This window comes from Streptomyces thermolilacinus SPC6 (assembly GCF_000478605.2).
Taxonomy (GTDB): Bacteria; Actinomycetota; Actinomycetes; order Streptomycetales; family Streptomycetaceae; genus Streptomyces; species Streptomyces thermolilacinus.
Genome location: NZ_ASHX02000001.1, coordinates 6,031,296 through 6,055,110 on the forward strand (window position 1 = coordinate 6,031,296; position 23,815 = coordinate 6,055,110).

Annotated in this window: 20 protein-coding genes and 1 pseudogene; 9 read left to right on the forward strand and 12 right to left on the reverse strand. The window is 74.7% G+C overall.

Going from position 1 to position 23,815, the window contains the following annotated elements:
• Positions 1–573: 573 nt before the first annotated feature.
• A pseudogene (locus tag J116_RS26210) lies at positions 574–1,096 on the reverse strand (GNAT family N-acetyltransferase).
• A 148-nt stretch (positions 1,097–1,244) separates the two neighbouring features.
• Here J116_RS26210 and J116_RS26215 point away from each other — a divergent pair.
• Entirely contained in the window at positions 1,245–2,198 is a 954-nt protein-coding gene (locus J116_RS26215; protein WP_023590052.1) for a GNAT family N-acetyltransferase, read from the forward strand.
• Positions 2,199–2,201: 3 nt separating this feature from the next.
• On the opposite strand, the gene J116_RS26220 is transcribed toward J116_RS26215, so the two are convergent.
• From J116_RS26220 to J116_RS26235, 4 genes are all read right to left on the reverse strand, one after another.
• The gene (locus J116_RS26220) at positions 2,202–3,293 is read right to left on the reverse strand and encodes a chitinase (protein ID WP_028964546.1); all 1,092 of its coding nucleotides are present in this window, start codon (positions 3,291–3,293) and stop codon (positions 2,202–2,204) included.
• A 104-nt stretch (positions 3,294–3,397) separates the two neighbouring features.
• Positions 3,398–3,805 (reverse strand): DUF5955 family protein, encoded by a 408-nt coding sequence (locus tag J116_RS26225; RefSeq protein WP_023590054.1) that lies wholly within the window; start codon positions 3,803–3,805, stop codon positions 3,398–3,400.
• A gap of 11 nt (positions 3,806–3,816) precedes the next feature.
• Complete coding sequence (locus J116_RS26230; protein WP_037946990.1) at positions 3,817–6,078, reverse strand: hypothetical protein; 2,262 nt, start codon at positions 6,076–6,078, stop codon at positions 3,817–3,819.
• Between the two features lie 127 nt (positions 6,079–6,205).
• Positions 6,206–6,571, reverse strand: a complete 366-nt coding sequence (locus J116_RS26235; protein WP_028964548.1) for an MmcQ/YjbR family DNA-binding protein — start codon at positions 6,569–6,571, stop codon at positions 6,206–6,208.
• A gap of 221 nt (positions 6,572–6,792) precedes the next feature.
• Here J116_RS26235 and J116_RS26240 point away from each other — a divergent pair, with 221 nt between their 5' ends.
• Positions 6,793–7,437, forward strand: a complete 645-nt coding sequence (locus J116_RS26240; protein ID WP_028964549.1) for a class I SAM-dependent methyltransferase — start codon at positions 6,793–6,795, stop codon at positions 7,435–7,437.
• 133 nt (positions 7,438–7,570) lie between these two features.
• On the opposite strand, the gene J116_RS26245 is transcribed toward J116_RS26240, so the two are convergent.
• The gene (locus J116_RS26245) at positions 7,571–9,016 is read right to left on the reverse strand and encodes a glyceraldehyde-3-phosphate dehydrogenase (protein ID WP_023590058.1); all 1,446 of its coding nucleotides are present in this window, start codon (positions 9,014–9,016) and stop codon (positions 7,571–7,573) included.
• 185 nt (positions 9,017–9,201) lie between these two features.
• Here J116_RS26245 and J116_RS26250 point away from each other — a divergent pair, with 185 nt between their 5' ends.
• Together J116_RS26250 and J116_RS26255 are read left to right on the forward strand one after the other, a co-directional pair.
• On the forward strand, positions 9,202–9,645 hold the full coding sequence (locus J116_RS26250; RefSeq protein WP_023590059.1) for an RrF2 family transcriptional regulator: 444 nt from the start codon (positions 9,202–9,204) through the stop codon (positions 9,643–9,645).
• Positions 9,646–9,735: 90 nt separating this feature from the next.
• A complete protein-coding gene (locus J116_RS26255) occupies positions 9,736–10,929 on the forward strand; it encodes a globin domain-containing protein (protein WP_023590060.1) in 1,194 nt (397 codons plus the stop codon).
• A gap of 122 nt (positions 10,930–11,051) precedes the next feature.
• On the opposite strand, the gene J116_RS26260 is transcribed toward J116_RS26255, so the two are convergent.
• Both J116_RS26260 and J116_RS26265 read right to left on the reverse strand, forming a co-directional pair.
• The gene (locus J116_RS26260) at positions 11,052–12,296 is read right to left on the reverse strand and encodes a cation:proton antiporter (RefSeq protein WP_023590061.1); all 1,245 of its coding nucleotides are present in this window, start codon (positions 12,294–12,296) and stop codon (positions 11,052–11,054) included.
• Positions 12,297–12,299: 3 nt separating this feature from the next.
• Positions 12,300–12,770, reverse strand: coding sequence for a cation:proton antiporter regulatory subunit (locus tag J116_RS26265; RefSeq protein ID WP_023590062.1), 471 nt, complete (start codon positions 12,768–12,770; stop codon positions 12,300–12,302).
• A gap of 299 nt (positions 12,771–13,069) precedes the next feature.
• Here J116_RS26265 and tatA point away from each other — a divergent pair, with 299 nt between their 5' ends.
• Entirely contained in the window at positions 13,070–13,285 is a 216-nt protein-coding gene (tatA, locus tag J116_RS26270; RefSeq protein WP_023590063.1) for a Sec-independent protein translocase subunit TatA, read from the forward strand.
• A gap of 223 nt (positions 13,286–13,508) precedes the next feature.
• On the opposite strand, the gene J116_RS26275 is transcribed toward tatA, so the two are convergent.
• Together J116_RS26275 and J116_RS26280 are read right to left on the reverse strand one after the other, a co-directional pair.
• A complete protein-coding gene (locus J116_RS26275) occupies positions 13,509–14,600 on the reverse strand; it encodes a glutamate--cysteine ligase 2 (RefSeq protein ID WP_028964550.1) in 1,092 nt (363 codons plus the stop codon).
• A gap of 13 nt (positions 14,601–14,613) precedes the next feature.
• Positions 14,614–15,282: a DUF6328 family protein gene (locus J116_RS26280; RefSeq protein ID WP_023590065.1), complete on the reverse strand. Its 669-nt coding sequence runs from the start codon at positions 15,280–15,282 to the stop codon at positions 14,614–14,616.
• A 205-nt stretch (positions 15,283–15,487) separates the two neighbouring features.
• Between J116_RS26280 and J116_RS26285 the strand changes: the two genes are divergently transcribed.
• From J116_RS26285 to J116_RS26295, 4 genes are all read left to right on the forward strand, one after another.
• A complete protein-coding gene (locus tag J116_RS26285; RefSeq protein ID WP_023590066.1) occupies positions 15,488–15,904 on the forward strand; it encodes a CBS domain-containing protein in 417 nt (138 codons plus the stop codon).
• A 137-nt stretch (positions 15,905–16,041) separates the two neighbouring features.
• Positions 16,042–17,055 (forward strand): DUF72 domain-containing protein, encoded by a 1,014-nt coding sequence (locus J116_RS26290; RefSeq protein ID WP_023590067.1) that lies wholly within the window; start codon positions 16,042–16,044, stop codon positions 17,053–17,055.
• Positions 17,043–17,198, forward strand: coding sequence for a hypothetical protein (locus J116_RS30215; protein ID WP_023590068.1), 156 nt, complete (start codon positions 17,043–17,045; stop codon positions 17,196–17,198). The genes J116_RS26290 and J116_RS30215 overlap by 13 nt, the downstream gene beginning before the upstream one ends.
• A 317-nt stretch (positions 17,199–17,515) precedes the next feature.
• Positions 17,516–18,889, forward strand: coding sequence for a serine hydrolase domain-containing protein (locus tag J116_RS26295; protein WP_023590069.1), 1,374 nt, complete (start codon positions 17,516–17,518; stop codon positions 18,887–18,889).
• A 102-nt stretch (positions 18,890–18,991) separates the two neighbouring features.
• On the opposite strand, the gene J116_RS26300 is transcribed toward J116_RS26295, so the two are convergent.
• Together J116_RS26300 and J116_RS26305 are read right to left on the reverse strand one after the other, a co-directional pair.
• Complete coding sequence (locus J116_RS26300; RefSeq protein WP_028964551.1) at positions 18,992–20,431, reverse strand: PucR family transcriptional regulator; 1,440 nt, start codon at positions 20,429–20,431, stop codon at positions 18,992–18,994.
• 121 nt (positions 20,432–20,552) lie between these two features.
• Positions 20,553–23,597 carry an AAA family ATPase gene (locus J116_RS26305; RefSeq protein WP_023590071.1) on the reverse strand — a complete coding sequence of 1,015 codons (3,045 nt, stop codon included), beginning with the start codon at positions 23,595–23,597 and terminating at the stop codon, positions 20,553–20,555.
• Positions 23,598–23,815: the final 218 nt, after the last annotated feature.

Below are 23,815 nucleotides of genomic sequence, written 5' to 3' on the forward strand. Positions count from 1 at the left end.
GGGCGGGTAGGCGACGGGTGAACAGCGTGGTGCCGGCGGCCGCGATCGGGCTGGGAGCACTGGCGGGGTGCACGGTGCCGAGCGCGGGGAGGACCGGCGTTCCCGTGTCCGAGACCGGGCGCCCGCTCGGAGTGGTGGTCATGTTCCAGGACCACATCGACGGAACCACCCTCTACATCGGCGACGACGACGAGTCCTCCTCTCCACGTCCCGTCGCCCGCTGGGAAGCCGAGGAGCCAGTCACCGGATTCACCACGTGGCCCCTCGACGCGCCGCCGGGGGAGTCCTCGCCGTTCAAGGCCCCGCCGCCGCAGCCGCCCTGGCTGGAGAGCGGCGTCCGCCACGTCCTGTACGGCTGGACGACGGACAACTCCTGGTCGGCCGCCCACGTGGAGTTCACCCTTGCCGACCTGGCCGTCCTCAAGCCCGGCCAGGTCCGCTACCGGGTCGGTGACACCGACGGCTCCGGGCCGGACGGTGACAAGGCCGGGAGCGTCGCCGAGTTCCGCACCGACGCCTGCGGCGGGTCCCGAAGGCCGGGGGAGAGAGGGCTGCGGGGCGGGAGGCGTGAGGTCAGCGCATGCGCGGAGGCGGGACATCCGCGCCGGGGACATCGGAGGCGACCTGGCGCAGACACAGCTCCCCGACGGTCTGGCCGCCGCTCGACTTCGCCCGTCGGGCGGAAGCCCAGCCCCAGGTAGAACCCCTCGGGGCCGTCCTGGCCCGGATGCCAGGTGGTGGTGAGGCGGGTGCCGCCGCGTCGGCGGATCTCGGCGGCCACCGACTCGACCGCGAAGCGGCCGTACCCCCGGCCCTGCGCGTCGGCCGCGATGTTGGGACGCCACAGGCCGGAACGGACATCGGTGCCCGAGCCGTCGCCCGGCCAGTCGAGGCCGAAGAACGCCATCAGGAAGCCGACGGGCCGGTCACCGTCGAGGATCAGGCGCGGCCAGGCAGTGGCGGGGTGGACGTACGCTTCGGCCAGGGACTTCACGACCGGTGCGACCATGTGTTCCTGCCCGGGCCGCACGCGCAGGCCGACCGCCGCGTCGAAGTTGTCCGGGGTGATCGCTTCCAGGCGGAGCGTGCTCGTCATCTCGGCAGCCCAGACCTGCCCCCACCTCCCGCCCCGCCCGCCCCGTGAGCCGGGGCCCCGGCCGGGCGCCCGGCCGGGGCCCCGGCTCACGGGGCCGACGGGGCGGAAATCGTTTGCGGGGACGCGCGGCGGGCCCGACAGTGGCCTGATGCATTCCGAAAGACCCTTCACCGTCCGTCCGGCGACCGCCGACGACGCGCAGCTGATATGCGCGCTGCTCAACGAGATCGACACGATCGAGACCGGCAGCCCCGACACCGAACTCCACGACGTGGAGACCGATCTCGCCCACCCCGAGGTGGACCTCCGTGAGGACTCCTGGCTCGCCTTCGAGGACGGGCGGCTCGTCGGGTACGCGCTCGTGTGGGACGACTCCGGCGCCGAGCGGATCAACACCGACCACTACGTCCTGCCCGGCCACGACGCCGCGGGCGAGCATCTGTTCACGCTGGTCGAGCGGCGGGCCGCCGAGCGGGCACGGGCCAACGGAGCCTCCCGCGCCGTCCTCCACCTGCACCTCAACGCCACCCCCACCACCGACCTCGACATGCTCGCCCGGCGCGGCTGGGACCGGGTGCGGCGCCACCACGTGATGACCCGGGCCCTCTCCGACGCCGACCTGGCGGTCCCCGAGGCGCCCGCGGGCCTCGTGCTGCGCGACTGCGCCGACGAGGCGGACCGGCGGCGCGCCCACGCCCTGATCCAGGAGACGTTCAGCCAGCACTTCGACCACCAGCCCCGCACGTACGAGCAGTGGCTCGACGACATCGGCGGCGGCCGCGTGGACTGGTCACTCGTGTGGATCGCCTCGATCGGCGCCGACGACGTGGCCGTGCTGTTCTCGCGCAACGACCGGCAGACCATGGCGTGGATCCGCAACATCGGCGTCCGGCGGGAGTACCGGGGCCGGGGCATCGCCGGGTACCTGCTGCGGTACGCGTTCGGTACGTACGCCGGACTCGGGCGGGACACCATCGGGCTCGGTGTGGACACGCTCAACGAGACCGGCGCGCTGCGCATCTACGAGGCGCACGGGATGGGCACCCACTTCGCCGTGGACACCTGGGAGGTCGTGCTTCCCGTGGTGCCCGCCGGGGTGTGAGGGTCAACGTCCCTGGAGCGCCTTGACGTTGTCGCCGAAGGTCCAGTTCCGTGAGCCGTCCCAGTTGACGGACCACGTCATCAGGCCCTTGAGGCGTCCGCCGTACGCGTTCCACGCCCGGGCGACCGTGCCCGGCTGCATGTGGCCGCCACCCGCGCCCGGCTGGGCGGGCAGGCCGGGGACCTGCTTGTCGTACGGGACGCGGACGGTGGTGCCCTGCACGACGAGGCCCCGGTCGAGGCAGTCGGTCTGCGCGGTGAACCCGGCGACGGTGCCCGCCGCGTACGAGTCGCCGGAGCAGCCGAACATGCTGCCGTTGTAGTACTGCATGTTCAGCCACCACAGGCGGCCGTTGTCCGCGTACTTCTTGATGACCGGCAGGTACGCGCCCCAGATGGAGCCGTAGACGACGCTGCCGCCCGTGACGTACGCGGTCTCGGGTGCCATGGTCAGGCCGAAGCCGGGCGGCATCCGCTCCAGGATGCCGTCGATGACGCGGATCAGGTTGGCCTGCGAGGCGGACAGCCGGTTGATGCTGCCGCTGCCGACCAGGCCGGTCTCGATGTCGATGTCGATCCCGTCGAAGTTGTACGTCTTCAGGATCGGCACGATCGTCGCGACGAACCGGTCGGCGACGGCCGTCGAGTTGAGGTCGATGCCCGCGGCGGCGCCGCCGATGGACAGCAGCACCGTCAGTCCGGCGGCCTTCGCCTCGCACATCTCGGCCGGTGTGGGCACCTTCACGGTGTTGTCCATGCCGTCCTGCCACAGGGCCGTGCCGTCCGAACGGATCACGGGGAACGCGGCGTTGACGACGTTGTAGCCGTGGCTGCGGATGCGGGGGTCGGTGATCGGGGTCCAGCCGAACGGCGGGTGGACGCCGTTCGCGGCGCCGTCCCAGTTCTCCCAGTAGCCCTGGAGGACCTTGCCGGTGGGCTTGGGTTTGACCGCGCAGGTGGCGGTCGCCGCCGGTGCCCCGGCGGCGGCGGGGGAGGGGCGGGCGGCCGCCGTCGGCAGCGCCGCGCCGCCCAGTGACTGTACGAGACCCGCCGCCACGAGGCCCATGCCCAGCAGCCTTCTTCCGCGAGGTGCCATCTCCGCGTCTCCCTCCTCGGCCCGGCCAGGGAACCTCAGAGTCTTCTGGTCCAGACCTTTCGTCAAGAGGTCTGGACCAGAGTGGGGCGGAGGGCGGTACGCGGTCAGAACCCGCCTACGGCCCGGGTCAGTTCCGCCACCGCCGCCGCGAGCGGCGCCGCGGGCTCCGCGAAGGCCGCCAGCCGGGTCAGGGCGCGCCGCACCACGCCCGGCTCGGGCTCGCCCTCCTCCAGCTCCTCCCGCAGCCGGCGCAGCTCCACCCGCGGCGCCTCCTGGTCGGGCAGCACCGCCCGGTGCTCCTCCAGCAGCCGCTCCACGAGCTGGATCAACTGCTCCACCTGGGCGCGCTGCTGATCGCCGCCGGGCGCGTGGACGGTGATCCGGCCCGCGACGGCCCGTGCGTTCGGGCCGATGGCCTGATTGGTTACGCTGCTCTGCCCCCCGTACTGCTGTACGCCGAAGTTGGCCGCCCCGGACGTCTCGCCGGGACCCTGCTGGTCGTGCTCGGACACGCTTCCCCCTCCTATCGTGCGGCCGCGCCGCCGGACGGCGGCCCGCTCCCCGCACTGGCCTGCGCGGACTTGGTGGTCGCCCGGGCCCCGGCGCCGACCGCCTGGTTCCCCACCACGCTCACCCCGCCCGTCTGGAGGACGCCGTGGTTGAGGATCGTCTGCGTCTGGGCGCGGAAGTCGGTCGTGTCCACACCGTGCTCGTCCAGGAAGTCCCGTACGGCGGCGAGGGCGTGCCGGTCCAGCGCGTTCAGCGCGCGCCGCCCGTCCAGCAGCTGGAAGTGGTGGAAGTACTCGGGGCCCTGGGCGGTCTCGCGGATGCTCAGCCGGGCGCCCCGGTCGAAGGCGGGGTCCTCACGTGCCGCCCGCAGCTCGCTGTCCAGTCGCCGCGGCCTGCGGCGCTCGGTGAGAACGTCGGCCAGGCACGACCAGGGCGCCCGCCACAGGGCGCCGCCCGTGCGCCGCAGCGCCCCCGGCAGCAGCGCGCGACGGCTCCCGGCCACGGCGGCCGGGGGCAGCAGATCGACGGCGTGCATGTCGCGCCGTACGGGCCCCAGGACATACCGGTCGCACCGCAGGTGCAGCGTCCCTCCCGCCACCGCGACGTGCAGGAACTGGCTGGGCACGATCTCGCCGCCCCACAGCGGCAGATGGGCCACCAGGAAGTGCCGGGCCGGGCCGTCCGGGTGCAGCGCGACCTCCCGTACGGCCGCGTCCGGCAGACGCGTGGCGGGCGCCCGCAGCGGGTCCGGGAGCAGCCGGCCGTCAGCGGACAGCTCCCGGCCGCTGACGAACACCCGGTCCTCCACCGTCAGACCGGCCCCGCCCCGCGCTCCGGGCAGCTCACCGGCCGTCTCCGTGAGGCGGCGGCGCAGCCGCTCCACCACGTCCCAGGCGTCGAAGTCCGTGACCCGGCCCGACGGTTCGGGCGGCAGCAGCGGCAGGGACAGCGTCCACTCCGACTCCCGCCTGCCGAACCCGATGAACGGCGTGAAACCGCTGTAGCAGGTGACGTTTCCCCGCTGCGCGTCGGCGAGCGCCGCGATCCTGGCGGCCGCCCACGGCTCGACCGGCGCCGGGCGCGGCAGCGCGTCCGGGTCGAACGCGTCGCGGCGCAGCGCACCGCGCAGCCGCGCGTCGATGTCCGCCTCCTCGTGGAGGACCGTACGCAGCGCCAGCGCCGTGCCCGCCGCGACCGCGAGCAGCGGCGGAAACCCGTACCCGTACCCTCCGATCAGCCAGAGCAGGACACCCGGCAGCGGCAGCGCCGACAGGACCACACCCGTCAGGACACCGGCGGCGAGAAGGAAGAAGGCCATGGCGGCCAGCGGCCAGAAAGCCGCCTGGGGCACATGCCGTCCCCGCCGGGGCAGATACTTCGCGGCGGACGTGGACACGCTGCCCAGCAACCCGGGCACCATCCAGGCGTACAGCAGCCACAGCGGGCCGAACAGCGCCACCAGGCCGTACGCCGCGAGCAGCTTCCGGTTCCGCTCCCGGTGAAGCCGCCGCGCCGTCAGGCTGTGCCGCGCCACGGGCACCAGGTCCACACCGGGCGACACGGCTATCGCGCCGAGCCGGTCCCCGAGCACACCCTCCACGACGCGGCGGGCGAACACCGGATCGGTGTAGGCCGCGGCGCACAGGTAGCGCGTCACGTCGCCCGGCTCCTTGCCGGTCGCGACGGGCTGGGCCGTGTGCCCGACGGCCGGGGTGTCGTCGGCCACGGGGGCGTCGCCACCGGGGGCGGCGGGCGACGGGGCGACCTGCCCGGGCGGGCCGGCCCCGATGTGGACGAGACGGATGGCCAGGCCCAGCAGGGCACCGAGGACGAGGCCGTCGATGACGAAGAGGATGAACACGTCGTCGTCGCTGCGGCCGAAGGCGAGGGTGGCACCCGGCTCGGCGGAGACCACGACCGCCCACGACACGAGCGTGCTGATCATCGAGACCAGCACACCGGTCCCCAGGGCGGCCGCGAAGCGTATGCCGCGCCCCGCGGGGGCCCGCCCCACCAGCCGCGGCACGAGCACCGCGATCCCGGCCAGCAGCGTCAGGAAGGCGACATTGCCGCGCAGGTCCGGGGCGCGCGTGTAGGGGTCGGTCCCCGGCGACAGCTCCCAGCCCGGGGCGAGCAGCGCCCGGTACACCATCGACATGACGCCCGCGTCGCCCGACGTCCAGACGTCCAGCAGGCCCTCGCGCGCCCAGGGGCTGCCGACCACCACCAGGCACGCGCTCAGTAACGCGACTCTCCACCAGCCCGTTCGGTGCATGGAACCCCCCGGAAGTCCTGTGGCCCCGTACTCTAGGAAGCCCGTGGCGGCATGTCAGCCCATTGGCCGACACGGCCGCGTCGTGGCATATGCCCCCGCCGCGCGCCCGGCCCGCCGTGGAGCCGGTTCACCCGCCCGCTCCCGCGCCGGGCCGCAGGTCGGGGTGCTGTTCGGCGAGCCGGTCGGGCGCCGCCTGCCGCCAGGAGTCCACGAGGATGTCCCGCAGCTCGTCCACCCCCTCCAGCGCGGCGAGCCGCACCCGTACCCACGCCGAACTCGCCTCGTGCGGCGGGACCCAGAACTTCTCCGGCTCGGCGGCGATCAGCTCGGCGCGCTCGAACCGGGGGCAGCGCACGGCGAACGACGTCTGGTCGTCGGGGATCGTGACGTACATCTTCCCCGCCACGCGGAACGTGGGCATGCTCCACGCCTCCTTCTCCACCGTCTCGGGGAAGGACAGCGCGATACGGCGGACGTCCTCGGCATCGATCATGCCGTCCACGGTAGCCAGCACCACTGACAACGCCGCCCGGCCGCCGGGAGCGCGCCCACGCCCCTGACCAATGCCCCGTGCCCGACGGGCGCCCGGCTGTGAACGGCCGCCCCCCGGCAGCCGGTTCCCCCTGGCCCGGGGGGCCCGCGCGCCGGTACGGTCTGGCCTACCGATCAGGGCCCGCCGCTCCGCGCGGGTCCGGCCGACAGGGAGGTGGTGTGGTGAGCGAGGCGCCACAGGGCGGCGGCAGGTCCGCCGCCGAGGTCTTCGACGAGGTGGGCGCGCGCTACGAGGAGGTCTTCGCCGACGTCCCCGGCCAGCTCGCCGCGCTGGACTGGCTCATGGGCCGCATCCCGCCCGGCGCGCGGGTCCTGGACGTGGGCAGCGGCACGGGGCGGCCGACGGCCGAGCGGCTGGCGCGGGCCGGTTTCGACGTCACCGGGATCGACGTGTCCGCCGAGATGGTGCGGGTCGCGCGGGAACGGGTGCCCGGCGCCCGTTTCGAGGTGGCCGACGTGCGGACCTTCGAACCGCCCGAGGGCGGGTACGACGCGGTGTGCGCCTTCTTCCCGCTGCTCGTCATGGACCAGCCGGAGGTGGCCGGGTCGCTGACCCGGATGGCCTCCTGGGTCGCCCCGGGCGGTGCGCTCGCGCTCGCGACCGTGCCCGGCGACATCCGGGGCCTGGACATCGTGTGGATGGGCCACCGGGTGACGGTCAGCAGCCTGTCCAGCGACGAGCACCTGCGGCTCCTCGCGGCCGCGGGCCTGGAGGTCGTCCATCACCACACGGCGGTGTACCGCCCGCACGGGCCGGACGCGGGGCCCGAGGAGCACCTGTACGTCCACGCCCGCCGCCCCGCCTGACGGGCCCGTACCCGCCCGCGCCGCCCCGCCGAGGAACGCCGGTGCGAACGCGTCAGCCCTGCCGCCCGGTCGGGCCGGGCGGCAGGGCTGACGCGGAGGACGGGTACGGGTACCTGTCGGACCGGCCGGGCGATCAGACCGCCGGGGCGGGGTAGGTCGGGTACTCCACGCCGGAGACGTGCTGCACGACCCGGATGACCTGGCAGGAGTAGCCGAACTCGTTGTCGTACCACAGGTAGAGGATGGCGCTGTCGCCGTCCACCTTGGTCGCGCCGGCATCGACGATCGACGCGTGGCGCGAGCCGATGAAGTCGCTCGACACGGCGTCGGGCGCGCTGATGAAGTCGATCTGACGCTTCAGCGGCGAGGTCAGCGACACGTTGCGGAGGTAGTCGAGGACCTCCTCGCGGGTCGTCTCGCGGCCCAGGCGCAGCGACAGGATCGCGATCGAGACGTCCGGGACGGGGACGCGGATCGAGCTGCCGGTGATGGGCGCCTTGAGGTCCGGCAGGGCCTTCGCGACGGCGGAGGCGGCACCGGTCTCGGTGATGACCATGTTGAGCGGCGCGGAGCGGCCGCGGCGGTCGGCCTTGTGGTAGTTGTCCAGCAGGTTCTGGTCGTTGGTGAACGAGTGGACGGTCTCCACGTGGCCGCGCAGCACGCCGTACTCGTCCGCCATCGCCTTGAGCGGCGGGACGATCGCGTTGGTGGTGCAGGACGCGCAGGACAGGACCTGGTCGTCCGGCTTGATCGTGTCGTGGTTGACGCCGTGGACGATGTTCGGGACGTCGCCCTTGCCCGGCGCGGTCAGGACGACCTTGGCGACGCCCGGGCGCAGGTGCTTGGAAAGGCCCTCGCGGTCACGCCACTTGCCGGTGTTGTCGATGAGGATGGCGTCGTTGATGCCGTACGCCGTGTAGTCCAGCTCCGACGGGTCGTTGGCGTAGATCACCTTGATCTCGTTGCCGTTGGCGACGATCGTGCTGTTCGCCTCGTCCACGGTGATGGTGCCCTGGAACTGGCCGTGGATGGAGTCGCGGCGCAGCAGCGAGGCGCGCTTGACGATGTCCTGGTCACCGCCGCGGCGGACGACGATGGCCCGCAGCCGCAGGCCGTTGCCCGAGCCGGTCTTCTCGATGAGCAGGCGGGCGACGAGACGGCCGATGCGGCCGAAGCCGTACAGGACGACGTCGCGGGGCTCGCGGCGCTCGATCTTGTTCTCGCCGGTGGCGCCGGCCACGGCCTCGGCGGTGAACTCCTCGACGGACAGGCCGCGCGTGTCGGCCTTGTAGGTCGCGGCCAGCATGCCGATGTCGATCTGCGAGGGGCCCAGGTCGAGCGTCGTGAGGGCCTCGAGGAACGGGAGCGTCTCGGTGACCGACAGCTCCTCACCGGCGATCTGCCGTGCGAACCGGTGGGTCTTGAGGATGCTCACCACCGACTTGTTCACCAAGGACCGGCTGTGCAGCAGGACGGTGACGTCCCGTTCCCGATGCAGCTTCCCGATCATCGGGATCATCGACTCCGCGATCTCCTCGCGGTTCTTCCAGTTGGTGAACGAGTCGTCTTTGACAGTCACAGGAATTATCTTTCGAGCTAGGCGGTGCTCATATGCTAACCACACCCCAGTTTGATCGATCAATGGGGCGGGCGGAACCGGCACCGGCACCCTTGCTTCCGCTTTCCGCTGTGGCGTGCGCCACAGCGCGTCGCCTCCATCCCCAAAGGCGAACCTCAGATGCGCCTTTGCTAGCGTCTCGTGGCGTGAGGCTGACGAAGTTCACCGACCTGGCGCTCCGTGCCGTCATGCGGCTCGCCGTCGTCGACGACGAGGGGCCGCCGACCGCTCGCGAGGTGGCCGAGTCCATGGGCGTGCCCGTCGCCCATATGGCCAAGGCCGTCACCCGGCTGCGGCACCTCGGCGTGCTGGAGGCCCGCCGGGGCCGTGGCGGCGGTCTGGCGCTCACCGCGCTCGGGCGCGGGGCGTCGGTCGGCTGGCTGGTCAGAGAGCTGGAAGGGGACGGGGAGGTCGTCGCCTGTGAAAGCGAGACGCCCTGTCCGCTGCGCGCCGCGTGCCGGCTGCGCGGGGCATTGCGCGACGCGCAGGAGGCCTTCTACGCCACGCTCGCCCCGCTCACCGTCGCCGACCTGGTGTCCTCGCCCGCCGGCCCGGTGCTCGTCGGTCTCGTCGGCCGCCGCCCCGGCTGAACCGCGGAAACCTCCCCCTCGCGCGGGTGCCGACCGGGCCCGCGGTCGGCACTTCAAATGCGAAGATCGAATACCACTTCAGGAGTCGCTGTGCTGTCCGAGCAGTCCGTCCCGGTCGTCCGCGCCACCCTGCCCGTCGTCGGCGCCCGCATCGGCGAGATCACCGAGCTGTTCTACGAGAAGCTGTTCACCGACCGGCCGGAGCTGCTTCGCGACCTGTTCAACCGCGGCAACCAGGCGAGCGGCGAGCAGCAGAAGGCCCTCGCGGGCTCCATCGCCGCCTTCGCCGGGATGCTCCTGGAGCACCCCGGCACCCGCCCGGACGCGATGCTCTCCCGCATCGCCCACAAGCACGCCTCGCTCGGTGTCACCTCCGAGCAGTACAAGCTCGTCCACCAGCACCTCTTCGCCGCCATCGCAGAGGTCCTCGGCGACGCCGTCACCGAGGAGGTGGCCGCCGCCTGGGACGAGGTCTACTGGCTGATGGCGGGGGCCCTCAGCGCCGTCGAGACCCGCCTCTACCAGGAGGCCGGCACCCCCGAGGGCGCGACCTGGCGCCGCATGGAGGTCGTGGAGCGCCGCGAGGAGACCGCCGACGCCGTGTCCCTCGTCCTGCGCCGCGCCGACGGCACGCCCGCCGGGGCGTTCCGCCCGGGCCAGTACGTCAGCGTCCAGGCCGAACTGCCCGACGGGGCCCGCCAGATACGCCAGTACAGCCTGTCCTCCGCGCCTGGCGGCACCGAGTGGCGGATCACCGTCAAGCGCGTCCGGGGCGGCACGGGGCCGGAGGGAGAGGTGTCGTCGTGGCTGCACGGGAACGCCCGCGCCGGTGACGTCCTGAACGTGTCCGCGCCGTTCGGCGACCTCGTCCTGCCCGAGGGTGACGGGCCGCTGCTGCTGGTCTCGGCCGGTATCGGCTGCACGCCGATGCTGTCGATGCTGAACCACCTCGCCGCCGAGGGGAGCGGCCGCCCGGTGACGGTCGTCCACGCCGACCGGGCCCCCGCCGGCCACGCCCACCGCGACGAGCTGAGCCGCCTCGTCGGGGAGCTGCCCGACGCCCGGCTGCACCTGTGGTACGAGGAGCCCGGCGACGACCCGGACGCCTCGCGCGGCACGGCCGACGTGGCCGCGCTCGACCTGCCGGAGGACGTCACCGCGTACCTCTGCGGCCCGCTGCCCTTCATGCGGGCGGTGCGCGGCGACCTGCTGCGGCGCGGTGTGCCCGCCCGGGCTGTCCACTACGAGGTGTTCGGCCCCGACCTGTGGCTCGGCCGCGACTGAACCACCCCTCGGTGGAGCACCCGGGCCGGTGGCCGCCCTACGACGGGCGGCCACCGGGCCGGGTGCCGTCGCCCCGCGCGGTGCCGGGGCGGGGCGGGGCTCCAGGCCGTACCGCTGACGGGTCAGACCCGGTCCGGCGTGCCGTCCTCGACCGGGTCGAGCATCTCCTCGCGCGGCGGGGCCGCCGCGGCGGCCGGTGCGGTGCCGCGCAGCCGCGCGGTCAGCCGGGTCGCGACCGGCTCGGTGTAGCGGGCGGTCAGCGGCCCCACGACGACGAGGATCAGCACGTACGCCGTGGCCAGCGGCCCGAGGGACGGCTCGATGCCCGCCGTCACGGCCAGGCCCGCGATGACGATGGAGAACTCGCCGCGCGCCACCAGCGTCCCGCCCGCCCGCCAGCGGCCCTTGGCGGAGATGCCGGCGCGCTTCGCCGCCCAGTACCCGGTCGCGATCTTCGTACCGGCCGTCACCACGGCCAGCGCCAGCGCGGGCAGCAGTACGGGCGGGATGCTCGCGGGGTCGGTGTGCAGGCCGAAGAAGACGAAGAACACCGCGGCGAACAGGTCCCGCAGCGGGCTCAGCAGATGGTGCGCGCCCTCCGCCGCCTCACCGGACAGGGCGATGCCGACCAGGAACGCGCCGACCGCCGCGGACACCTGGAGCTGCTGGGCGATGCCCGCCACCAGCAGCGTCAGCCCCAGTACGACCAGCAGCAGCTTCTCCGGGTCGTCACTGGAGACGAACCGGGAGATCAGCCGCCCGTAGCGCAGCGCCAGGAACAGGACGAGCCCCGCGACACCGAGCGCGATGGCCAGCGTGGCGCTGCCCGCGGCCAGCCCGACACCGGCCAGCAGGGCCGTGACGATCGGCAGGTACACGGCCATCGACAGGTCCTCCAGGACCAGGATGGACAGCACCACCGGGGTCTCCCGGTTGCCGAGCCGCCCCAGGTCGCCGAGGACCTTCGCGATCACGCCCGACGAGGAGATCCACGTGACGCCCGCGAGGACGACCGCCGCGACCGGGCCCCAGCCGAGCAGCAGCGCCATCGCCGCGCCCGGCAACGCGTTCAGCGCGGCGTCCACGAGCCCGGCCCGGTACTGGGTCTTCAAATTGCTGACCAGGTCGGTGGCCGTGTACTCAAGGCCCAGCATCAGCAGCAGCAGGATCACGCCGATCTCGGCGCCGATCGCCACGAACTCCTCGCTCGCGCCCAGCGGCAGCAGCCCGCCCGTACCGAACGCGAGCCCCGCCAGCAGGTAGAGCGGGATGGGCGAGAACTTCAGCCGCCCGGCCAGGCGCCCCAGCAGGCCGAGGCCCAGGATGATCGCACCGAACTCGATCAGGAAGACAGCGGACGAGTGCATCTATCACTCCCTCCCGAGGATCGCGGCGGCGGCGTCCACACCCTCGCGGGTGCCGATGACGATGAGCGTGTCCCCGCCCGCGAGCCGGAAGTCCGGCCCCGGCGAGGGGATGGCGTCGGCGCGGCGCAGCACGGCGACGATCGACACGCCCGTCTCGGTCCGCATCCGCGTGTCCCCGAGGTGGCGCCCGCACCAGTACGACGTCGAGGACAGCTCCACGCGCTCGGCCACCAGGCCGAGGTCCGTCGTGGACAGCAGGCTCGGGCTGTGGTGCGCGGGCATGAGGGCGTCGATCAGCGCCTCCGCCTCCGGAGCGGTCAGCTTCACGGACAGCGCGCATTCGTCGGGGTCGTCCCGCCGGTACGCGTTCAGGACCCGCGTCCCGTCCCGTTGGGCGACGACCGACAGGCGGCGGTCCTCGCGGGTCGTGAGGTCGTAGCGGACCCCGATTCCGGGCAGGGGCGTACTGCTCATCCGTGGAGCGTGCACGGTGGATCTCTCCCTGGTGTGGCTGGATCGGTGCGGGCGAACGGGTCGGGCGCGTCTTTGACGATTACTTTACCCGGGCAACTAATCGGGTCATCTCCGCCTAAGACGTGCTGTTTCCCCGCGGTCCGGCCAGCCCCCGGGCCCGGGACGCGGTGCCTTGTTTCGGCCGGTGCCGTGACGGGCTTCTTGTCCGCGCTAGTCCGCCGTTCATCCGTGGCGGTTACGATCGCCAGGGTCACGGCGTCGGACTCCTCGGCGCGGGGCCCGCTCGGAAGGCAGGGAAGATGGGAACGTTCAGCGCTTGGCACCTCGCCATCCTGTTGGGAGTCGTCGTGCTGCTCTTCGGCAGCAAGAAGCTGCCCGAGATGGCGCGCTCCCTCGGCAAGTCCGCTCGCATCCTCAAGAGCGAGGCCGCCGCGATGAAGGCCGAGCGCGACAAGGCGGACGAGGCCGACAAGGCGGACGGGACGACGGTCCCGCCGTCCCGCCCGGCCTCCTGAACGCCCGCCGTCCCGCCCGGCCTCCTGAACGCCCCGCCGTCCCGTCGGCCCCCTGAGCCCGTTGGCTCCCGGCGGCCTGGACGTCCCATCGGCTCGCACGGCCTCCTCGAACGCCCGAGCCGGGCGGCGCCACCCGTGCGCCGCCCGGCTCGTACCGACCCAAGGCCCTCGGCCGAAGTGCGCTCGGGCGCACGGTGCGGCTCGGTGGCCGGTGCCGCTCCGCTCAGGCCACGGTGCGGCGGACGCACTCCGCGACCACGGACCGCAGACTGCCCGTACGGTGCAGCAACCGCCGCTGCACGACGGCGCCGTTGCCGTTCTCCAGCAGGTCCGCCAGGGCCTCCTGCGCGGGCATCGCGTCACCGTTCTCGTCCAGCGCGTCCCGCACATGGTCGAACAGCGCGCGTACGACCGCCTCCGCCGGGGCCGGGCGCATCGTCACCGGATGGATCAGCTCGCCTTCGATCCCCGACCGCGCCGCGCGCCAGCTCGCCAGCCGCAGCAGCGCCACACCGTGCCGCGTCGGCGGCACCCCCTCGCGCCACTGCCGCGCGGCCGTGTCCACCAGGCCCCGGATCAGCGTGGCCAGCAGCACGGTCGTGGACGGGTCCAGGCAGACGTCCGCGACCCGGATCTCCACGGTCGGGTACGCCTTCGACAGCCGGGCGTCGAAGTACACCATGCCCTCGTCGCGCAGCGCCCCGCTCGCGATCATGTCGGCGACCTGCTCGTGGTACCGGTCGGCCGACCCGAACACCTCGACGGGCCCGGACGAGGGCCAGCGCCCCCACACCCGGTTGCGGTAGCTGCTGTACCCGCTGTCCTCGCCCTGCCAGAACGGCGAGTTGGCGCTGAGCGCCAGCAGCACGGGCAGCCACGGGCGGATGCGGTCCAGTACGCCCACGCCCTCCTCGTCCGACTCGACCGACACGTGCACATGGCAGCCGCACGTCAGCTGCTCCTGCGCGGTCAGGCCGAAGTGCTCCTTCAGCCACAGGTGCCGCTCGTGGGTGCCGAGGGTCGGGCTCACCTCGAGCGGCGAGGTGGCCAGCGCCACCACCGACGCGTCCACCCCTTCGGCATGCCGGGCCGCCTCCGCCCGCCAGCGGCGGATCTCCTCCTCCAGGTCCCGCATGTCCGTCCGCGGGCTCGTCGCGAACTCCAGCTGCTGCCGCTGGAGTTCGCTCTCGAACACCTCCTCGTTCCCCAGCGGGTCGCGTGAGGCCGCCGCGAGCACCGCCGCGGACAGGGCGCGTGGCTCCCCGTTCTGACGGTCCACGAGCAGCAGTTCCTCTTCGACACCCACACTCCGCACAACATCACCTTTCTCAGCTCCGGACCGATCGCCGCGCGAGCCGCCGGGCGGATCGACGGCGCAGCCACAGGGGGAGTACGTACCAGCACAGCGCGAACCAGAGCATCACCCCGGCCACGAGCAGCTCGGCGAGCGGCCCGGGCACCGCGACATGGAGTATGAGCAGCAGGGTGCAGCCGATCGTCAGGGCGAGCAGCACCATCCCGCACATCATGAGCTTGTGCGCGGTGCCCACCATCTCGTCCTTCATCCGCTGCCCCGACAGGAACCGGTGCAACGACACCGGAGCGATCAGGGACGCGGTGGCGGAAGCGCCCAGCACGACCGTTATCACGTAGATCACCCGGTCGGCCATGGCCAGGTCCCGGAACAGCGGCGTGAACGCGACGCTCAGCAGGAAACCGAAGAGGATCTGTACGCCCGTCTGGGCGACCCGGGTCTCCTGGAGGATCTCGTTCCACCGGCGGTTGACCCGGTCGCGAGCGGTCTCCGGCCGCTCCGGCTCCAGTACGGCCGCGGGGGCCGCGACGGCCGTGACGGCCGCCTCCACGCCCCGGCCCGGCGCCGCGGCCGCGTGGGCCTGCGCACCGGCCTGCCGCGCGCTGTGCGCGCACGAGGGGCACGGGGTGGATGAGGGGCGGCGCCCTGCGGGCGGGCCGACCGGCTGCTCCGTCATGGTCATGGCGTCGTCCTCCGTACTCGGGGACGTTCGTGTGCCCAGTCCGCACCGAAGCATGCCGATGCCCCCAACCGGTTGCGAATACAGCGAAACGGGGTTAGCCGGACCCGGTCCCGGGGGATCCGTGGTTCCGTGAGAGCCCTGCCCACCGGCCACGACGCCGACGGGTCGGGCGCAAGGACAGACGTGGAGGAGGGATCGTCGCACCATGACGACGGCACGAGAGATCATGACCGAGGGCGCCGAGTGCATCGGCGAGAACGAGACCGTACTCGACGCCGCGAAGAAGATGACGCAACTCGGTGTCGGTGCCCTGCCCATCTGCGGAACCGACAACAAGCTGAAGGGCATGCTCACGGACCGCGACATCGTCGTGAAGGTCCTCGGCAAGGGCAAGGACCCCGCCACCTGCAAGGCCGGTGAGCTGGCCCAGGGCGAGGCGGTCACCATCGGCGCCGACGACGACGCCGAGGAGATCCTGCGCACGATGACCCAGCACAAGGTGCGCCGACTGCCCGTCATCGACGGCCACACCCTCGTCGGCATCGTCGCCCAGGCCGATGTCGCCCGGTCGCTCCCCGAACCGAAGGTGGGCGACCTCCTGGAGGCGCTGTCCACCGACTGAACGCCCCCGCTGCCCAGCCGACCCCGGGCCCCGGCCGCGCCGTCCACGCGACCGGGGCCCGCCCCCCCCACGGCCCGTACAGGGCTCGGCCGTACGTGTGCGAGGGCGACGAACGCCTGGGAGGGGAGGCGCACGCCATGGGCGACATCATGATCGGAACGTGTTCGTGGACGGACCCCGCGCTGGTCTCCAGCGGCTGGTACCCGCGCGGCAGACGCGACGCGGAGGGGCGGCTGCGGCACTACGCGGACCAATTCCCGCTGGTGGAGGTCGATTCCACCTACTACGGCCTGCCCAGCGCCCGCAACAGCGCGCTCTGGGCCGAGCGCACACCGGACGGCTTCCGCTTCGACGTGAAGGCGTTCTCGCTGCTCACCGGCCACCCGACCCGACCGGCGGCGCTGCCCGCCGACTTACGGCCCGCGCTCGCCCGGTACGGCGGCACGCGCCGCACGCCCCCCGACCCGGCGCTCCTCGACGAGGTGTGGCACCGCTTCGCCGCGGCCCTGCAACCGCTTCGCGACGCGGGCCGGTTGGGCGCGGTGCTGTTCCAGCTGCCGCCGTGGGCGGCTCCAGGACCGCGCGTCCGCGCGTTCCTGGAGGAGTGCCGGGTGCGGGCGGAGGGCTGGCGGCTCGCGGTCGAGTTCCGCCACCCCGGCTGGTGGGCGGAGGCCGAGCGGGCGGGTACGGCGGCGCTCCTCGGCGGCCTCGGCATGGCATCGGTCGCCGTGGACACGGCCCCCGGCCTGGCCGGGTCGCTCACCCCGGACGTGCCGGTCACCTCCCGGGCGCTCTCCGTCGTACGGTTCCACGGCCGCAGCCGCGACTGGGGCACCGGCACCAAGGAGGACCGGTTCCGCCACGGTTACACGATCGGTGAACTGCGCGAGTGGCTGCCCCGCGTCCGCACGCACGCCGACCGGGCCACCGAGGTCCACGTCCTGTTCAACAACTGCTGCGGGGACGCCGCCGTGCGCGCAGCCGAGGCCATGCGCGGCCTCGTCGGCCACACGGCGGAGGAACCGCCTCGTAGCGGCGCACATGGGAACGGCCCGGCGGGGCACACGAGTTCCGACACGAAAGGCCCGGACCGGCGCGACGCGCCGTCCGCGTCCGGAACCGGCACACAGGAGGTGTCATGTCCCAACTGATCCGACGCATCAAGAGGTTCAGCCGCAGTCCGCAGGGCCGCAGGCTCATCCACTCGGCCCGCCGCGCCGCCATGGACACGCGGCGGCGCCGCACCACCCGCAGCCGCGGGCTTCTGGGGCGGCTGGCGCTGCGCCGCCACTGACCGCCACGGGCGGCGAAACCCCGCCCCGCGCCACGCCGCGGCCCCCGCCGGACACGATCCGCCGGGGGCCGCGGCGTGTTCGCGGCGTGACCGTGGTGTGCCGGTGGGCCGGTTGCGCTGGAGGGTCCGGCGCGCGGGCGGGCCGGGCGCGTGGCAAGGCCCGGTGCCACCGGGGGCGTAGGCCGTCCGTCTGACAAATGTCATGGCTTCCTGTGCGCAACTTCCTTCCTTGGAAGGAGAATCGGGCCCGTCGGGCACCCCGAGGATGGGGGTGGGGCACCGGCCGGTGCCCCGCACCGACCACCGCAGGAGTGCCCATGGACCTCTCGCCGCGCCCCGCCCGCCGCGGGCTGCGCCTCGCCGCCGTCACGTCGAGCGCCGTCCTGCTGTCGCTCGCCGCAGGCACGCTGCCCGCCCAGGCGGCACCCGGCACCTCCGGGGCGCCGGCCGCCGCCGTCGCCGAGCGCCACGGCCCGCGCCTCGACCGGGAGGCCCTGCGCGCCTCGCTCGACGCGATCCGCCAGGCCGGCATGTACGGCACGTACTCCGCCGTCCGCGACGGCTCGGCGCACTGGCGCGGTGCCTCCGGCATCGCCGACACCGACACGAAGCGCCCCGTGCGGCCCGGCTTCGAGCACCGCGTCGGCAGCATCACCAAGACGTTCACCGCCGTCGCCGTCCTCCAGCAGGTCCACGCGGGGCGCATCGACCTGGACGCGCCCATCGGCCGCTACCTGCCCGGCCTCGTGCCCGGCGAGCAGGGCCGGTCCATCACCGTGCGGATGCTGCTCAACCACACCAGCGGCCTCGGCGACCACATAGCCGCGGCGTTCCCCGGCATCGTGGAGGACCCCGCCAAGGCCCTCGACGCGGGCCGCTTCCGGCACTGGGCGCCCGAGGAGCTGATCCGCCTCGGGCTCGCCGCCCCGTCGCCCGAGCCGCGCGGAACGTACAGCTACTCGAACACCAACTACCTCATCATCGGCGAGCTGCTGCGCGAGGTCACCGGCCAGGACCCCGAGCGATACATCACCCGCAACGTCATCCGCAAGGCCGGGCTGCGCCACACGTACTTCCCGCGCACGCCCTACCTGACCGGTCCCCACTCGAAGATGTACGAGTCGATGTACGGCATGATCGACCCGCCGCGCGACTACAGCGTCTACGACATGTCCTGGGGCGGCGTGGCCGGGAACCTCGTCTCCACCATGGACGACATCAACTCCTTCTACCGGCAGCTCCTCACCGGCCGTCTCATCGGCCCGGCCGAGCTGCGCGAGATGAAGACGACCGTCCCCACCTACGAGGCGCCGCCCGGCGAGGAGGTCGTCATGCACTACGGGCTCGGCCTCTACACGACGAAGCTGTCCGACGGCCGCTGGTACTGGGGCCACGACGGCGGGGTGTTCGGCGCCGGGACGATGGCGCTGTCCTCGGAGGACGGGCGGCGGCAGGTCGCGCTCGGCATGAACCTGATGAAGTACCAGCGCATCGGCGACCACGGCTACCCCGAGCCGCACGCCATCGACCACGCGCTGATGCGCCACGTCGAGGGCGCTCTCGCCGGTGCCCCGACGGCCCCCACGCCGAAGGCGGCCCCGTCCGCCCGCACGGCGGCGCCCGCGCTGACGGCGCTGCCCTCGGCGGCCGCGCCCGGGCCGCTCCTTTCCGCGGACCCGCTGAAGCGGTAGCGCGCACGACCACCTCCCGGGCCGCCGTTCGGCGGCCCGGGTCCGGTCGGCGGGCGCCGCCTCCGCGCGGACGTGCTGTACGCGGCGCCCCCCCGCGCGGGTCTACGGGCCTGTGCGGGGGCGCGGGCCCGGGCGGTGCGACAGCAGGCGCCGGGCGCTGAGGGCGAGGGCCACCTCCACCAGGTCGGCGGGCCGCCCGAGGGACCGGCCCGTCAACTGCTCGCAGCGGCGCAGCCGGTTGAGGACCGTGTTGCGGTGGCAGTACAGGCGGGCACCGGCGCGGCGCGCCGAACCGTCGCACTCCAGCCAGACGGCCAGCGTGTCCAGCAGCAGGTCCCGCTCGGCCGGGTCGAGGCGCAGCAGCGGGCCGAGCACCCGCTCGGTGAGCGCCGCGCCGAGATCCGGCGACGACGCGACGAGGGCGGCGGGCAGATGGTCCTCCAGCAGGACGGTCCCGCCGTCCTCCGGGCACAGGCGCAGCGCGGTGTCCGCCAGCCGCCGCGCGTCCCCGACGGCGGCCAGGCCCTCCACCGCCGGACCCACTCCGACGCGTACGCCGGGAGCCGCGCCCAGCCGAGCCGCGAGCGCGGCCAGCACACCGCGCCCGCCGCCCCGCGGACGTCCGTCGGCGGGGCGGCGGCCGTCCGTGTCGTCGTGGTGCTCGCCGTCGGGTCGGCGGCCGTCCGGCTCGTGGTGCCCGCCGTCGAGGAGGACGATGCCGTACTCGGTGTCCGCGCCGGTGTGCCAGCGCACGTGTGGGCCGGGCGCCGCGGCGGGTCCTTCCGGCGGGTCGTCCGGGCCGGCGGGGAGGCGCCCGCCGACGGCGACGACCGCGTACCGGCCCCGCTCCGGCAGCCCCAGCGCGGCCGCCGCGTCCGGCAGGTCCGCGATCCGGGTGGTGCCGTCCAGCAGCGCCGCGGCCAGCAGCCGCAGCCGGTTCTCGTGCCGCCACGTCAGCCGCCGCTCCACCCGCCGGTATGCGTCGGCGACCAGCGCGCACTGTTCGTCCACGAAGTCCCACACGTCCCCGGCGACGTGCACCAACAGCCGTACGTCGTCGGGGGAGCGGCGGGTCGTCTCCTCGACCAGCGCCTCCCACACGAGGGAGCCGCCCAGCCGGAACGCGTGCAGCAGCGCGTCCAGCGGCATGCCCCGCTCGGCGCGCGCGGCCCCGGTCCGCCACGAGCAGCGCCGCGCCTCCTCCCGAGCGGCGCGCGGGTCGAGCAGCGAGGCGACACCGTGCAGCAGCGACTGGTGCGCCTCCTGCCAGATGTGGCCCGGTTCGCTCTCCAGCGCCGCCCGGTACGCCGGTTCCCGCTCCCGTAGGGCGGCTACCAGACGGTCGGTCAGGTCCGGCAGGTCGTCCAGCAGGGCGCGGGCCGACCGGTGCAGCACCCGCCGGGCCGCCCCGCCGTCCACGCCGCTCCGGGCCGGGCGCCGCGCGGGACGCGGCGCCCGCGCCTCCGGCGGCGGCGAGGGTGACGGTGACGGCGGCCTCGTCGGCATCGGCGCCGCGGCACGCGGCCGTACGGCATCGCGCATCGTGTCCCTCCCCGAGGCCGGTGAGTGCGGGGCCCACGCCGGCCCCGCCGCCCCTGGAAGAATGGCATACCGTCCGGTCGGTCGAGGCTTCCTGTCCGCAAAGTCCCGTCTGCCGTGCGGGTCAGCCCGCCGTGCGGACGGCGCTGTGTCCCGATGTGTCCCCCGGGTGCGCGCGGGGCGGCTCCACGCGCAGCTCCGGCACAGCCGGTACGGCCGGTGCGGCGGCGTCCGCCGGGTCCGCCCGGTCCACGATGCGGGCCAGGTCCACCCGGGACCGCACGCCCAGCAGCGCGAAGACGTTGCGCAGGTGGTGGTCGACCGTGCGGGGGCTGAGCGACAGCCGCACCGCCACCTCCCGGTTGGTTGCGCCGTCGGCCACTAGCCGGACGATGCGCATCTGCTGGGCCGTCAGCCGCGCCAGGCCGCCCTCGGGCCGGCTGCGCGGCGCGCTGCCCGACGCCCGCAGTTCGCTGTCGGCCATCTCCGCCCAGCCCCGGGCGCCGCACTGCTCGAACGCCACCAGCGCCTCCCGCAGCCGGTCCCCGGCCTCGCGGGGGCGGCGCTGCCGCCGCAGCCACTTCCCGTACAGCAGCAGGGTCCTGGCCCGCTCGAACTCGCCGCTCACCGACTCGTGGCGGTGCAGCGCCCGCTCGTACCAGTCGCCCGCGCCCGCCGGGTCGAGCAGCGCCCGGCAGCGGGCCAGCAGGGCGGGCGCCTGCGGATCGGCCCCCAGCGAGGCCCACACGGCGAACTCCTCGACGGCCGACCGCGCCGCCCCCGCCTGCCCCGCCAGGACCGTCGCCTCCACGTAGCAGGGGATGGCCAGTACGCGCACCGCGAAGTGCCCGCCCCGCACCACCGGCCGGACGACCGGGCGGAGCCGGGCGGCGGCCTCCGGAGCGCGGCCCCGGCTCAGGTCCGTGCGCGCCGAGGCCCACTGGGCGAGCGCCGCGGCCTGCGCCAGCCCGTGCCGCCGCGCGCTGTCCATCGCGTGCCCGGCGTGCGCGGCGACCCCCGGTTCGTCGCCCTCGACCGACAGGGCCAGCGCCAGGACGGCGTGCAGATGCGCGGCGACGTTCCGCTGCCCGGCCCGGCCCGCCGCCCGCAGCCCCTCCTCGGCGTGGGCGCGGGCCCGCCCGTGCCGGCCCGCCCGCAGCTCGGCGTACGCGAGGTACTCCAGCGCCCGCGGCTCCAACCCCGCCGAGCCCGACGCCCGCGCCGCGGCGACCGCCCGCGCGCTCGCCCGGCAGGCGGCGGCCACGTCCCCGACGACCAGCGCGGCCGCCCCGGCCCGCAGCAGGCCCGCCGGGTCGGCGCCACCGGACCGGGCCCGCTCGACCGTCCGCCGCAGAGGCCCGCGCGCCAGGTCCAGCCGCCCCCGCAGCGCGGCCCGCAAACCGGCGGGGTACTCGTCACCGCCCCCGCCCCGCCACGCGGCAGGACCACCCGCGACCGGGCCGCCGGAGACCGGGCCGTCCGCGACGGGGCCGTCCGCGACGGGGCCCGCCACCGGGCCGTTCACAGCGGTGTTGCGCGCGGCCGCGCCAGCCGCAGCCGCGCCACCCGCAGCCCTGGCCTCCGGCGCCGAACCGTCCGGCCTCGCGGGGCTGCCGCAGGGCGCGGGGACAGCGGCGGCGTCCAGGGACGCGAGGCACGCCGTCACGTCACCCGCCGCCCACGCGGCGTCCGCCGCCGCCAGGTGCGCGGCCATGGCCCGGGCCGGGTCGTACGGGGCGAGGAGCGCGGCGGCGGCGCACAGCGACTCGTACGCGTCGACCACCGGGCCGTCGTCCGACGCCAGGACCCCCGAGGCCAGTTCGACACGGCCCCGCACCGCGTCGTGGCCGCCCGTCGCCCGTGCCGCCGCCAGCAGTTCCCTCGCCCGCCGCGGCAGGCCCGCGAGGCGCGCCTGTTCGGCCGCCGCCACCAGGCGCTCGCCGCGCGCCCCCGTCCCGGTGGTCAGCTCCGCCGCGCGGGCCAGCGCCGCCGACCGTTCGTGGTGCGGGTGGCGGGCGCCTTCCCTCGCCGCCTCGGCGGCGAGCGCCGCGGCAAGCCGGGGGGCGGGTCCCTGCACGGACAGCGCGGTGTGCGTCAGGCGGGCGAGCGGGTTCCGGGCCCCGCCCAGGGCGGCGGCGAGCGCCCCGTGCGCCGCGCGCCGCCGGGCGGGCGCGGCCTCCTCGTACACCAGCCGCCGCAGCGGCACGGTGGCGCAGCCGACGCGGCCCGAGGACCAGACGAGCAGGCCCGCGGCCTCCGCGGCGGCGAACACGGCCCCCGGCAGCCCCGCCCCTCGCGCCGCGTCCCGGACCAGCGCGGCATCAGCCGTGCCGCCCGCCGTGCCGCCCGCCGTGTCGTCCTCCGACGCGGCGGCGACCAGCAGCAGCAACGCCCGCACCTCGTCCGGCAGTTCGTCGGGCGCCGGGCTCACCACCCGTCTCAGCGCCGCCGTGTCCACCAGCGGCCGGGGCAGCGGCACGCACCCGGCCAGACGCGCGGGGGAGAGGCGTTCCGCGAGGAAGGCGAGGAGCGCGGGGTTCCCCTCCGCCTCGGTCACCAGCTCCTCCCGTACGGAGGCGTCCACGGGCCCGGCCGCCAGGTCGTCCACCACGCACCCGGCCGGGCGGCGCGACAGCGGCCCGAGGACGACGGACGGGAGCCCCGCGAAGTCCCTGCTCCCCGGATGCCGCCGCAGCGCCGTCACCAGCACCGCCACGGGACCCGTCCGGGGCACCCCGCGCAGTACGGCGGCGAGCGCCCGCCGGGACCGTTCGTCCCACACGTGCGCGTCGTCCACGCACAGCAGCGGCGGCCCGTCGGCGGACGCGGCCCGCAGCGCGTCGGCCAGGGCGGCGCCGGTCGGCTCCTCCTCCGCCGCCGGGTGCCGCACCGTCCCGCGCGCGGTCAGGGCGTCGCACAAGGCGCGCAGCCCGCCGCCCGGTACCCGGCAGTCGCCCGGTGCCGCCGGCACCCGTACGACGGGGCCGCCCGTGAAGGAGGCCGCCGCGTGGTCCAGGAGCGCCGTGCGGCCCATGCCGGGGTCGCCGAGCAGTACCAGCAGCCCGGAACCGCCGCGGCGCGGGGCGTCCAGTACGGCGGCGACGGACCGCAGTTCCGCGTCCCGGCCATGCGGACGGGAACGCCGTTCGAGGGTCGGCTGTACGGTCATTCCCGGGACGGTAGCGATACCCGCCGCGTCCCGGAAGCCGTCCGTCCGTCGCCGCTCACGCGGCCTCCGCTCTCCGCACGCCGCCCCCGACCTGCGGGAACTCCCGTCGTTGGGCCGGTGCCCAGCCGGTTGCGGCGGACTGTGTGCCGCTGCCCAGCCGCTCGACGGCCCCGCCGGACGCCCGTCGCACCGGCACGCGGCCACCGTCCCCGCACACG